This window comes from Staphylococcus sp. FSL H8-0121 (assembly GCF_038008425.1).
In the GTDB taxonomy this organism is placed as follows: domain Bacteria; phylum Bacillota; class Bacilli; order Staphylococcales; family Staphylococcaceae; genus Staphylococcus; species Staphylococcus pasteuri.
In genome coordinates this window covers 958,296-970,773 of record NZ_JBBOZB010000001.1, presented here as the reverse complement: position 1 = coordinate 970,773, position 12,478 = coordinate 958,296, and the positions used below count along the sequence as shown (strand labels likewise).

At 32.2% G+C, this 12,478-nt stretch carries 12 protein-coding genes and 1 other RNA gene; 11 read left to right on the top strand and 2 right to left on the bottom strand.

The window, feature by feature from the left end:
* The first annotated feature begins 80 nt into the window (after window positions 1-80).
* From tpiA to ssrA, 9 genes are all read left to right on the top strand, one after another.
* The gene (tpiA, locus tag LFT63_RS04730; RefSeq protein WP_017636867.1) at window positions 81-842 is read left to right on the top strand and encodes a triose-phosphate isomerase; all 762 of its coding nucleotides are present in this window, start codon (window positions 81-83) and stop codon (window positions 840-842) included.
* Between the two features lie 2 nt (window positions 843-844).
* Entirely contained in the window at window positions 845-2,362 is a 1,518-nt protein-coding gene (gpmI, locus tag LFT63_RS04725; RefSeq protein ID WP_029056543.1) for a 2,3-bisphosphoglycerate-independent phosphoglycerate mutase, read from the top strand.
* A 140-nt stretch (window positions 2,363-2,502) separates the two neighbouring features.
* Complete coding sequence (gene eno, locus LFT63_RS04720; RefSeq protein WP_017636865.1) at window positions 2,503-3,807, top strand: surface-displayed alpha-enolase; 1,305 nt, start codon at window positions 2,503-2,505, stop codon at window positions 3,805-3,807.
* Between the two features lie 217 nt (window positions 3,808-4,024).
* Window positions 4,025-4,483, top strand: coding sequence for a hypothetical protein (locus LFT63_RS04715; RefSeq protein ID WP_029056544.1), 459 nt, complete (start codon window positions 4,025-4,027; stop codon window positions 4,481-4,483).
* A 68-nt stretch (window positions 4,484-4,551) separates the two neighbouring features.
* Window positions 4,552-4,785 carry a preprotein translocase subunit SecG gene (gene secG, locus LFT63_RS04710; RefSeq protein WP_017636863.1) on the top strand — a complete coding sequence of 78 codons (234 nt, stop codon included), beginning with the start codon at window positions 4,552-4,554 and terminating at the stop codon, window positions 4,783-4,785.
* A gap of 173 nt (window positions 4,786-4,958) precedes the next feature.
* Window positions 4,959-5,699: an alpha/beta hydrolase gene (locus tag LFT63_RS04705; protein ID WP_017636862.1), complete on the top strand. Its 741-nt coding sequence runs from the start codon at window positions 4,959-4,961 to the stop codon at window positions 5,697-5,699.
* Between the two features lie 34 nt (window positions 5,700-5,733).
* Window positions 5,734-8,109: a ribonuclease R gene (gene rnr / locus LFT63_RS04700; RefSeq protein ID WP_046466472.1), complete on the top strand. Its 2,376-nt coding sequence runs from the start codon at window positions 5,734-5,736 to the stop codon at window positions 8,107-8,109.
* A gap of 21 nt (window positions 8,110-8,130) precedes the next feature.
* Window positions 8,131-8,595 (top strand): SsrA-binding protein SmpB, encoded by a 465-nt coding sequence (smpB, locus tag LFT63_RS04695; protein WP_017636860.1) that lies wholly within the window; start codon window positions 8,131-8,133, stop codon window positions 8,593-8,595.
* Window positions 8,596-8,773: 178 nt separating this feature from the next.
* Window positions 8,774-9,135, top strand: a transfer-messenger RNA (tmRNA) gene (gene ssrA, locus LFT63_RS04690).
* Window positions 9,136-9,514: 379 nt separating this feature from the next.
* Here ssrA and LFT63_RS04685 read toward each other — a convergent pair.
* Window positions 9,515-10,108 carry a hypothetical protein gene (locus LFT63_RS04685; protein ID WP_029056546.1) on the bottom strand — a complete coding sequence of 198 codons (594 nt, stop codon included), beginning with the start codon at window positions 10,106-10,108 and terminating at the stop codon, window positions 9,515-9,517.
* Between the two features lie 446 nt (window positions 10,109-10,554).
* Here LFT63_RS04685 and LFT63_RS04680 point away from each other — a divergent pair, with 446 nt between their 5' ends.
* Entirely contained in the window at window positions 10,555-10,725 is a 171-nt protein-coding gene (locus LFT63_RS04680) for a VraH family peptide resistance protein (protein ID WP_029056548.1), read from the top strand.
* Window positions 10,726-10,744: 19 nt separating this feature from the next.
* Window positions 10,745-11,182: a GNAT family N-acetyltransferase gene (locus tag LFT63_RS04675; protein WP_029056549.1), complete on the top strand. Its 438-nt coding sequence runs from the start codon at window positions 10,745-10,747 to the stop codon at window positions 11,180-11,182.
* 341 nt (window positions 11,183-11,523) lie between these two features.
* Here the strand turns inward: LFT63_RS04675 and LFT63_RS04670 are convergent, their stop codons facing one another.
* Window positions 11,524-12,363 carry a DegV family protein gene (locus tag LFT63_RS04670; RefSeq protein WP_017637626.1) on the bottom strand — a complete coding sequence of 280 codons (840 nt, stop codon included), beginning with the start codon at window positions 12,361-12,363 and terminating at the stop codon, window positions 11,524-11,526.
* Window positions 12,364-12,478 lie beyond the last annotated feature (115 nt).

Sequence of the window (12,478 nt, the reverse complement as noted above, 5' to 3'; positions counted from 1 at the left end):
TCGAATATATTTGGGAAAATAAAACACGAAAGACATTTTAAGAATTTTAATAAACATTAAATTATTAAGGAGTGTAATGAATGAGAACACCAATTATCGCAGGTAACTGGAAAATGAACAAAACAGTTCAAGAAGCTAAAGATTTCGTTAACGAATTATCAACATTACCTGATCCAAAAGAAGTTGAATCAGTAATTTGTGCACCAACAATCCAATTAGACGCATTAATTACAGCAGTGAAAGATGGTAAAGCTAAAGGCTTACAAATCGGTGCTCAAAATGCATATTTTGAAGATAATGGTGCTTTCACAGGTGAAACATCTCCTGTAGCATTAGCTGATTTAGGCGTAAAATATGTTGTTATCGGACACTCTGAACGTCGTGATTTATTCCACGAAACTGACGAAGAAGTTAACAAAAAAGCACATGCTATCTTCAATCATGGTATGACACCAATCATTTGTGTTGGTGAATCAGATGAAGAACGTGAAAGTGGAAAAGCAAATGAAGTTGTAGGTAACCAAGTTAAGAAAGCTGTTGAAGGTTTATCAGACGAACAACTTAAACAAGTTGTTATCGCATATGAACCAATTTGGGCTATCGGTACAGGAAAATCATCTACATCTGAAGATGCTAATGAAATGTGTGCACACGTACGTAAAACACTTGCAGACGTTTCAAGTCAAGATGTAGCTGATGCAACTCGTATTCAATATGGTGGTAGTGTTAAACCTAACAACATTAAAGAATACATGGCTCAATCAGACATCGATGGCGCATTAGTAGGCGGCGCTTCATTAAAAGTAGAAGATTTTGAACAATTGTTAGAAGGTGCAAAATAATTATGGCAAAACAACCAACTGCCCTAATCATTTTAGATGGTTTTGCAAATCGTGAAAGTGAACACGGTAACGCTGTGAAATTAGCTAATAAACCTAATTTCGATCGTTATTATAGTAAATATCCAACTACACAAATCGAAGCTAGTGGTTTAGATGTAGGTCTTCCTGAAGGCCAAATGGGTAACTCAGAAGTAGGTCATATGAACATCGGTGCTGGACGTGTTGTTTATCAAAGTTTAACTCGTATTAACAAATCAATCGAAGATGGAGATTTCTTTGAAAATGATGTGTTAAACAATGCAGTTAAACATGTTAAAGATAATAACTCAGCATTACATGTTTTTGGTTTACTTTCTGATGGCGGTGTTCACAGTCATTATCAACACTTGTTCGCTATTTTAGAATTAGCTAAAAAACAAGGTCTTGAAAAAGTATATGTACATGCATTTTTAGATGGACGTGACGTTGATCAAAAATCTGCAATTAAATATATCGAAGACGCTGAAGCTAAATTTAAAGAGTTAGGTGTTGGTCAATTCGCTTCTGTTTCAGGTCGTTATTATGCAATGGACCGTGACAAACGTTGGGATCGTGAGCAAAAAGCTTATAATGCCATTCGTAATTTTGAAGGTCCAACGTTCTCTACAGCTAAAGAAGGTGTAGAAGCGAACTATGCTAAAGACTTAACTGACGAATTTGTTGAGCCATTTATCGTTGAAGGACAAAATGAAGGTGTTAATGACGGAGATGCAGTTATTTTCTATAACTTCCGTCCTGATAGAGCAGCTCAACTATCTGAAATATTCACTAATAAAGCATTCGAAGGTTTCAAAGTAGAACGTGTGAATGATTTATTCTATGCTACATTCACAAAATACAATGATGACGTTGATGCAGAAGTTGTATTTGAAAAAGTAGACCTTAAAAATACTATCGGTGAAGTAGCTCAAGATAATAATCTTAAACAATTACGTATAGCTGAAACTGAAAAATTCCCACATGTTACTTATTTCATGAGTGGGGGTCGTAATGCTGAATTCGAAGGTGAACGTAGACGACTAATTGATTCACCTAAAGTTGCAACTTATGACTTGAAACCAGAAATGAGTGCATATGAAGTCAAAGATGCTTTATTAGAAGAATTAGACAAAGGTGATTTAGATTTAATCTTATTAAACTTTGCTAATCCTGATATGGTTGGTCACAGTGGTATGTTAGAACCAACAATCAAAGCGATTGAAGCAGTTGACGAATGTTTAGGTGAAGTTGTAGATAAAATTATCGATATGGGTGGTCATGCGATTATCACTGCAGACCATGGCAACTCTGACCAAGTCCTAACAGATGATGATCAACCTATGACAACTCATACAACTAACCCAGTTCCAGTTATTGTTACTAAAGAAGGCGTAACATTAAGAGAAACAGGACGTTTAGGAGATTTAGCTCCAACATTATTAGATTTATTAAATGTTCAACAACCAGAAGATATGACTGGAGAATCTTTAATTAATCATTAATGTTAGGAAAGTTGTTACAAATAAGGGGAAAACACTCCTTATTTGTTAACTTTTCATTAACGACATGTATTATTATTTTATTAATCAAATAAATAAAGCTATAATAGCTTTAAATCATATATTTAAAGGAGAAATTAAACATGCCAATTATTACAGATGTTTACGCTCGCGAAGTCTTAGACTCACGTGGTAACCCAACAGTTGAGGTAGAAGTATTAACTGAAAGTGGCGCTTTCGGCCGTGCATTAGTACCATCAGGTGCTTCTACAGGTGAACACGAAGCAGTAGAATTACGTGACGGTGATAAATCACGTTACTTAGGTAAAGGTGTTACTAAAGCTGTTGAAAACGTAAATGAAATTATCGCACCAGAAATCGTTGAAGGTGAATTTTCAGTATTAGATCAAGTATCTATCGACAAAATGATGATTCAATTAGACGGTACTTCAAATAAAGGTAAATTAGGTGCTAACGCTATTTTAGGTGTATCAATCGCTGTAGCTAGAGCAGCTGCTGACTTATTAGGTCAACCTTTATACAAATATTTAGGCGGATTTAATGGTAAACAATTACCAGTACCTATGATGAACATCGTTAATGGTGGTTCACACTCAGATGCACCAATCGCATTCCAAGAATTCATGATTTTACCAGTAGGTGCTGAATCATTTAAAGAATCATTACGTTGGGGCGCTGAAATCTTCCACAACTTAAAATCAATTTTAAGTAAACGTGGATTAGAAACTGCAGTAGGTGACGAAGGTGGTTTCGCTCCTAAATTTGAAGGTACAGAAGATGCTGTAGAAACTATCATTCAAGCTATTGAAGCTGCTGGATATAAACCAGGCGAAGAAGTATTCTTAGGATTTGACTGTGCTTCATCAGAATTCTACGAAGATGGCGTATATGACTACACTAAATTCGAAGGTGAACATGGTGCTAAGCGTAGTGCAGCTGAACAAGTTGACTACTTAGAACAATTAATTAACAAATATCCAATCATCACAATTGAAGATGGTATGGATGAAAACGACTGGGACGGTTGGAAACAACTTACAGATCGTATCGGCGATAAAGTACAATTAGTAGGTGACGATTTATTCGTAACTAACACTGAAATTCTAAATAAAGGTATCGAACAAGGTATCGGTAACTCAATCTTAATTAAAGTTAACCAAATCGGTACATTAACTGAAACATTTGATGCTATCGAAATGGCTCAAAAAGCTGGTTACACTGCAGTAGTTTCTCACCGTTCAGGTGAAACAGAAGATACTACAATCTCTGATATTGCTGTAGCAACTAATGCTGGTCAAATCAAAACTGGTTCATTATCAAGAACTGACCGTATTGCTAAATACAATCAATTATTACGTATTGAAGATGAATTATATGAAACAGCTAAATTTGATGGAATCAAATCATTCTACAATTTAGACAAATAAGTTTGACTTAAATGTTGAGTTCACGCAATAAAGTTCACGCTAAATATCTAGGAAGCGCATCCTAGATGATAACCCGTTACAGAGTTGAGGCTGTAACGGGTTTTTTATATTTAAAAATACATTTAATATTAGAATGTCATTTAAATTAGCATGATTTAACTTATACATTGAAACTGGTATAATAATAGAAGTATTCAATTTCAAAAGGAGAACTAAAATGGCTGAAACTACGAGACGAGAAGTTGTTACAGGTAATGTAATTGCTATCAGTTCACTTATATTTTTTATCCTGTTAATCATTCATAACTTTTTCGTGTTAGATACAACGACTGTGAAATCACTATTATCATTAGCAGGTCAGAAGACAACAACACACTCTGTGAATCAAGTATTAAATAGTTTTAGATTTGATGGTATTATGTATTTATTAGCATATTTAGCAGGCGTTATTGCTTATTGGAATCGCCATCCTTATTTATGGTGGTTTATGTTTGCTGTTTATATTTCTAATGCATTTTTCACTCTTGTTAACCTCTATATGGTCGTACAAGGTATATTAGAAGCTAAAAATGTCATTGCTGCATTTCCAATTTTAATTGTAGTAATTGGGTCACTTATTTTAGCTACTTATATGTTAATCGTTTCAATTAAACGCAAAAGTACATTCAATCGATAGAAGATTGATAATTAATACGAAGATGTGTTATAATTCGTTTCGTATATAATGAATGGAGGACAATTTTTATGCATACATTTTTCATCGTGTTATTAATAATAGATTGTATTGCATTAGTGACTGTTGTATTACTCCAAGAAGGAAAAAGTAATGGACTTTCAGGTGCTATCAGTGGCGGCGCAGAACAGTTATTTGGTAAACAAAAACAACGTGGCGTCGATTTATTCTTGCATAGATTAACAATAATTTTATCTGTAATATTCTTTTTACTTATGATTGGCATAAGTTATCTTGGTATATAAGGTCCGACGATGTTCATGTCGGGCTTTTTTATTTATAATTATACTTGCAAAATAAATGATATAAAAAGCAATGAAGTTCAAATAATACACTTAGAGTTCAAAATAATACTTAATGTAATTTAAAACTCATATTTAAATAAATCTTATAAATTTTTGGAAGAGGGATGAACATAATGCAAATCAAACTACCTAAGCCTTTCTTTTTTGAAGAAGGTAAACGTGCAGTATTGTTATTACATGGTTTTACTGGTAATTCTTCAGATGTAAGACAATTAGGTCGTTTCTTACAGAAAAAAGGCTATACGTCTTATGCGCCACAATATGAAGGACATGCTGCGCCACCAGAAGAAATTTTGAAATCGAGTCCTTATGTATGGTTTAAAGATGTTTTAGATGGATATGAATATTTAGTAGACCAAGGATATGACGAAATAGCAGTTGCTGGTTTATCATTAGGTGGTGTTTTTGCATTAAAATTAAGCTTAAACAGAGATGTTAAGGGTATTATAACAATGTGTGCGCCAATGGATGATAAATCATCAAGCACGATTTATGAAGGATTTTTAGAATACGCTAGAAATTTTAAGAAATATGAGGGTAAAGACCAAGCAACGATTGATTATGAAATGGAACATTTTCATCCTACAGAAACACTTGAAGAATTAAGTGCTACGATGAAAGGTGTCAAAAATCAAGTTGATGAAGTGATGGACCCAATATTTGTTGTCCAAGCAGAACAAGATAAAATGATTGATCCTCAGTCAGCAAATTATATATATGAAACTGTAGAATCTGATGATAAAGATATCAAATGGTATGCGAATTCAGGACATGTGATTACGATTGATAAAGAAAAAGAACAAGTCTTTGAAGATATATACGATTTTTTAGAATCATTAGATTGGTCAGAATAAAAAATAAACAAGATAGATAGAAAGGAGGGGCATAATGAATTTAAAACAATCCATCGAAGAAATGATTAAACAACCTGATTATGAACCCATGTCAGTATCAGATTTTCAAGATGCATTAGGTTTAAATAGTGCCGACTCATTCAGAGATTTAATAAAGGTGCTTGTTGAACTAGAGCAAACTGGTTTAATAGAACGTACTAAGACAGATAGATATCAAAGAAAGCAATCTAATAAAACAAATTCAAAATTGGTAAGAGGAACATTAAGCCAGAATAAAAAAGGATTTGCTTTTCTTAGACCGGAAGAAGAAGGTGTAGATGACATCTTTATTCCACCAACAAAAATTAATAGAGCATTAGATGGCGATACAGTTATCGTAGAAGTTCATAAAGGTAGAGGCGACTTTAAAGGTAAAACAGAAGGTGAAGTAAAATCTATTGAAAAACATTCTGTCACTCAAGTCGTAGGAACTTATAGTGAAGCGAAACATTTTGGTTTTGTGATTCCAGATGATAAACGTATCATGCAAGATATTTTTATTCCTAAAGGTCAAAGTTTAGGAGCAGTAGATGGACATAAAGTATTAGTCCAAATTACAAAATATGCAGATGGTACAGATAATCCAGAAGGACATATTTCAGCTATCTTAGGTCATAAAAATGATCCAGGTGTAGATATTCTATCAATCATTTATCAACATGGTATAGAAATAGAATTTCCTGACAATGTACTTAAAGAAGCTGAAAATGTTCCAGAAGAAATTAAACCTTCAGAAATAGAAGGTCGTCATGATTTAAGAGATGAATTAACTATTACAATTGATGGTGCAGATGCTAAAGATTTAGACGATGCTATCAGTGTTAAAAAGTTAAAAAACGGTAATACTGAACTTACTGTAAGTATTGCAGATGTCAGTTATTATGTGACGGAAGATTCTGCATTAGATAAAGAAGCATATGACAGAGCAACAAGTGTGTACTTAGTAGACAGAGTCATTCCAATGATACCGCATAGATTAAGTAACGGTATTTGTTCTTTAAATCCAGAAGTTGATCGTTTAACGCTAAGTTGTCGTATGGAAATCAACGCTCGTGGTGAAGTAGTCAATCATGAAATTTTCGACAGTGTTATCCATTCTAATTACAGAATGACTTATGATGCGGTCAATCAAATCATCACTGATCAAAATCCAGATGTACGTCGTCAGTACAGTGAAATTACTGAAATGTTAGATTTAGCTCAAGATTTATCTAACCGTTTAGTAAATATGCGTAGACGTCGTGGAGAAATAGACTTTGATATTAGCGAAGCCAAAGTTTTAGTTAATAATGAAGGTATTCCAACTGACGTTCAAATTCGTGAACGTGGTGAAGGTGAACGACTAATAGAATCATTCATGTTAGCAGCTAATGAAACAGTTGCTGAGCACTTTAACAAGTTGGAAGTACCATTTATATATCGTGTCCATGAACAACCTAAATCAGACCGATTAAGACAGTTCTTTGACTTTATTACGAACTTTGGCATTATGATTAAAGGTACTGGAGAAGACATCCATCCAACAACGCTTCAAAGTATTCAAGAAGAAGTTGAAGGTCGTCCAGAACAAATGGTTATTTCTACAATGATGCTTCGTTCTATGCAACAAGCACATTATGATGATGTGAACTTAGGTCACTTTGGTTTATCAGCAGAGTACTATACTCATTTCACATCACCAATTCGTCGTTATCCGGATTTAACTGTTCACCGTTTAATTCGTAAGTATCTAATTGAACATTCAATGGATAAGAAAGAACAACGCAAATGGGAAGATAAACTTCCAGAACTTGCAGAGCATACGTCTCAACGTGAACGTCGTGCTATCGAAGCAGAACGTGATACAGATGATCTGAAAAAATCTGAATACATGGTACAACATATTGGTGAAGAATTTGAGGGTATCATTAGTTCAGTAGCTAACTTCGGCATGTTTGTAGAATTACCAAACACGATTGAAGGTATGGTTCATATGTCTAATATGACAGATGATTATTATCGTTTTGATGAACGACAAATGGCTTTAATTGGTGAACGTCAAGCTAAAGTATTCCGTATTGGTGATGCTGTTAAAGTAAAAGTCACTCATGTTGATGTAGATGAACGCATGATTGATTTCCAAATCGTTGGTATGCCATTACCTAAAAATGATAGAAGTCAAAGACCAGCACGTGGTAAAACAATCCAAGCGAAGACACGTGGTAAATCATTAGATAAATCAAAAACTGATGATAAAGGTAACGGTAAGAATAAACGTAAACAACGTAAAGGTAAAAATGCGCGTCAACAAGATAAAAAAGGAAATACAAAGCATAAACCATTTTACAAAGACAAAAGTGTAAAGAAAAAATCACGTAAAAAGAAAAAATAAGCAGCAAAGAGGTGAGACAGAATGGCTAAGAAAAAATCACCGGGCACACTAGCTGAAAATCGCAAAGCAAGACATGATTATAATATTGAAGATACGATTGAAGCGGGTATTGTGTTACAAGGTACAGAAATTAAATCTATACGTAGAGGTAGTGCCAATTTAAAAGATAGCTATGCTCAAGTTAAACGTGGCGAAATCTATTTAAATAATATGCATATTGCACCTTATGAAGAAGGTAACCGTTTCAATCATGATCCATTACGTTCTCGTAAGTTGCTATTGCATAAACGTGAAATTTTAAAATTAGGTGACCGTACACGTGAAATTGGTTATTCTATCATTCCGTTAAAATTATATTTGAAGCATGGTCAATGTAAAGTATTACTAGGCATTGCTCGCGGTAAGAAAAAATATGATAAACGACAAGCTTTAAAAGAAAAAGCAGTTAAACGTGATATGGATCGAGCTGTAAAAGCCCGTTATTAAGCAATACTATTGCTTACACGGGCTACATTTGATATATTAATAAGTGCTTTGTTAGAAAAGCGCATTGATTTTAGTTCATAAATTTGGTTCGCGACTTGAATGACTTGATGTTGTTTGAGGTCGAGATGTTATGGACTGAAGGATGTGTTTAAATTCTACAAAGTACACTTTTTATTACGGGGACGTTTATGGATTCGACAGGGGTACCCAGAGCTTATTAAGCGTGTCGGAGGGTTGTCTCCGTCACTAACACACTCAGTTTATAATAACTGGCAAATCAAACAATAATTTCGCAGTAGCTGCGTAATAGCACTCTGCATCGCCTAACAGCATTTCCTATGTGCTGTTAACGCGATTCAACCTTAATAGGATATGCTAAACACTGCCGTTTGAAGTCTGTTTAGATGAAACTTAATCAAACTAGCATAATGTTGGTTGTTTATCACCTCTCATTATGCGAAACTCAATGATAAACTACACACGTAGAAAAATTTGTATCAGGACCTCTGGACGCGGGTTCAAATCCCGCCGTCTCCATTATCGAGCCTGCAACCCATGTGGTTGTGGGTTTTTTGTTTTTGTTGCCACAGATGTGCCACAACACAAAAAAAGACACCCATTTTAGAGTGTCTTATTACAATCCATTAACTCATTACATTAATTATAATTTTTGTAGCAGAGTTAATATATATGTTCTCAAAAAACTAGACAATTTTCTTGTATAGAATCATTTACCATTTTTAATAATATTTCAACTTGTTGTTAACTAATAAAACTAAGAAAGTATATTTGTTAACAATAATATTATGTAAATTATTACCATTAAGAGTAACTTGCTAATCACCAAAATATTAAAGATATTTCTTTTGTTTTTTATGATAATTAAAACAAATAGAAAAATGTGTATTACCTGTAAAAATTAATTGCCATATTTCTTTTCGTAATAATTTATTGCATCAAGTTTTTGTTGGGCATCTTCACCTTCATATGTACCTTTTAAAATTTCATTGCGTGTTTGAATTTCTCCTGAAGATAATCCGCCTCCAGTATTATTTCTCCATTCTTGATTTGGCAAGTTCATATACTTATTTTGAGATTGAGCTTGAGTAGAGTTGTTATTGTTTGGCTGTTGATTATTTTTCTGTTGAGAATTTGCTTGTTGATTTTGAGCAGGTTGTTGTTGGGTTTGTTGAGACTGTTGAGCTTGTTGGTTGTTTTGATTTGAATTGTTCTGTGTATTATTTTGTTGTGTTTGTTGTTCGTTATTTTGTTCATTAGACTGCTCATTTTGTTGATTATCGTCACTTGATTGCTTCTTATCTTTGTTGTTGTCTTTCTTTTTATTATCATCTGACTTTTTATCTTTATTTTTCTTTGGATCGTTTGATTTTTTATCTGATTTACTTTCAGATTTTTTGTTATCGTCCTTTTTAGAATGGTCTTCACTTTGACCACATGCAGTTAAAACTAACGCTGATGATAATATTGCCGTTCCTAATAATTTGAATTTCATTTCGATTTGGCTCCTTAATATACAATTTAATTTAATAATACATTTAAATTTTAATTATTAATATTAACTAAAAATTATTGTTAGCTATAATGTTTTGTTATTGTAAAAAATATACCTATAATTAAAAGTATATTAAAAAATGATTGCTTTTAAACTTAGTGGTTATGTTTACAAAACATTAAAATATGATATATGTATAGTAGGTGAAAAAGGAGAATTATATGACTATTTTACTATCTATATTACTGATTATTTCGTTATTTGAAACGTTTTACCTTTTGATTAAAATAAGAAATTTGAAGAAAATAAATGCCTCGGATCATGAATACGAAAAAATGGTAAATAAGTATTCACCTATAGGAACTATAACGTTAATTATCTCTATCATTTTATTAGTCATAGCTTTTGTTATTCTGTAATAGAATTTTTTGAAAGGACTATATCATATGATCTTAAAACAAATATGGAACTATTTATTAAACAAAAAGTGGAATATTGAAGATATAATATTTTTAGCTTTATTCATATTTTTAGGAAGTATATTTACTACACCCATATTAGGAGTTCCTATCGGTGTTATTGCATATTTATTTTTAATGGCTGATGATTTTGATTGAGTTAACTTAGGAGAATATTATGATATTAAAGAAAACTAAATTAAATGAAAAAGATTATGACAAGGCTTTAGAAATTTGGGAAAGATCAGTAATAGAAACACATGATTTTCTTAAAGATGAAGATAGAATAGCATTAAAACATGAAATTCCAACTTACTTTAAATATGTAGAAGGATATTTGTGGTGGGATGACATTGAATTGATAGGTTTTTCGGGAACGAATGATCAAAATTTAGAAATGTTATTTATAGACCCTCAATATTTTAATAAAGGTTATGGTACACAAATTGTACAGACGCTTATTAAAGACAAGAAAATACAATTCGTTGATGTGAACAAAGATAATGAAAATGCTATTCAATTTTATAAGAAGAATGGATTTATAAAATATGATGAATCTGAACAGGATGGACAAGGAAGAGATTATCCTATTTTACATCTTAAGTTATCTAATTAAATATGTATGGAGGACGAACATATGGAATTATTAGGTAAGATCATAAATTTTACAATGGAAACTGTTTCAAATTGGTTAGGTAGTAGTTCATTATTTGATGATGTTAAGAAATTATTTAAGAAAAAGAACGATAATTAACATCTAATTGGATACATTATGCAATACAGTATATACGTTTTGTTATAAAAGTTATTGTAAAAGATAATCATAAATATTTTATTGGAATTCATTTTTCTGCATTGTAAGCCTGCAACCCTCGTGGTCATGGGCTTTTAGTTATTGTTATCACAGATATGCCTCAACACATAAAAAGACACCCTTTATTAGAGTGTCTTTAAATTTTATACATTGATCCATCCTATTGCAACTGTGCCATATCCTGTATGAACTGCTCCAACATTTATAAGTGGATTTTTTTCTATAATTTTATTTGGAAATTTCTCTTTTAAAAAATTGATAATTGAATCAGCAGTTTCATGTTCTCCTGTGTATGAAACACCAACTTTTGATGGATTATCTCTTGTAATTTCATCTTTTAGCTTATTAATTAAATAATGAAAGGCTTTCTTTTTAGTACGTAATTTATCGGCTAATACAATTTTTCCTTTTTGAAATTCAATAATAATTTGTATATTGAGAATTCCCGCAATAAGTGCTTTTGAACGACTTAAACGACCACTATTTTTAACTTGATTTAAATTTTTAGGATAAAAAATTAAAGTGGAAGCGTTTTGTAAATCGTTCACTTTATCAATAATGGCTTGATAACTTTCATTATTATTTTTGGCTTTGATACCTTCTTCAACCATTCTTCGGAGCGGGTAATCTCCAGTCATAGAATCTATAATAGTTGATTCAATATCAAAATCACGACTTACAGATTTTGATTGTTCACACGCTCCAGTTAATGCACTCGTTGCATGAATAGCTATAACGTGAGTATAACCATCATCGATGACTTTTTGATAAGTATCTATAAATGATTGTGGTGTAGGTTGAAATGTAGTTGCTCCATTTTCATATTGCTTTAATAATTCAAAAAATTCTTGTGAGTTGATATCAACCATATCTGTATAATCTTTATTATTAATTCTTGTTCCCATAGGTACTACGTAGACATCTGAATACTCATGTAAACCGATACCAGATGAACTATCAGTAATAAATGCAATTTTATTCAAATGATCTCCCCCTTAAAAATGCAAAATTTATTTAATTATTATACTATGTACCCTAAAAGTTATATTATAGTCAATTAAATTAAGCAAAACGCAATGGTCATTATTTAAAATAAAC

Bases quoted from the DNA above. Each gene is read 5' to 3' on its own strand.
- smpB (WP_017636860.1), top strand. From the start codon at position 8,131: ATGGCTAAGAAAAAATCACCGGGCACACTAGCTGAAAATCGCAAAGCA.
- LFT63_RS04715 (WP_029056544.1), top strand. From the start codon at position 4,025: ATGGCTGAAACTACGAGACGAGAAGTTGTTACAGGTAATGTAATTGCT.
- LFT63_RS04680 (WP_029056548.1), top strand. From the start codon at position 10,555: ATGATCTTAAAACAAATATGGAACTATTTATTAAACAAAAAGTGGAAT.
- LFT63_RS04675 (WP_029056549.1), top strand. From the start codon at position 10,745: ATGATATTAAAGAAAACTAAATTAAATGAAAAAGATTATGACAAGGCT.
- LFT63_RS04685 (WP_029056546.1), bottom strand. From the start codon at position 10,108: ATGAAATTCAAATTATTAGGAACGGCAATATTATCATCAGCGTTAGTT.
- secG (WP_017636863.1), top strand. From the start codon at position 4,552: ATGCATACATTTTTCATCGTGTTATTAATAATAGATTGTATTGCATTA.
- eno (WP_017636865.1), top strand. From the start codon at position 2,503: ATGCCAATTATTACAGATGTTTACGCTCGCGAAGTCTTAGACTCACGT.
- LFT63_RS04705 (WP_017636862.1), top strand. From the start codon at position 4,959: ATGCAAATCAAACTACCTAAGCCTTTCTTTTTTGAAGAAGGTAAACGT.
- rnr (WP_046466472.1), top strand. From the start codon at position 5,734: ATGAATTTAAAACAATCCATCGAAGAAATGATTAAACAACCTGATTAT.
- gpmI (WP_029056543.1), top strand. From the start codon at position 845: ATGGCAAAACAACCAACTGCCCTAATCATTTTAGATGGTTTTGCAAAT.
- tpiA (WP_017636867.1), top strand. From the start codon at position 81: ATGAGAACACCAATTATCGCAGGTAACTGGAAAATGAACAAAACAGTT.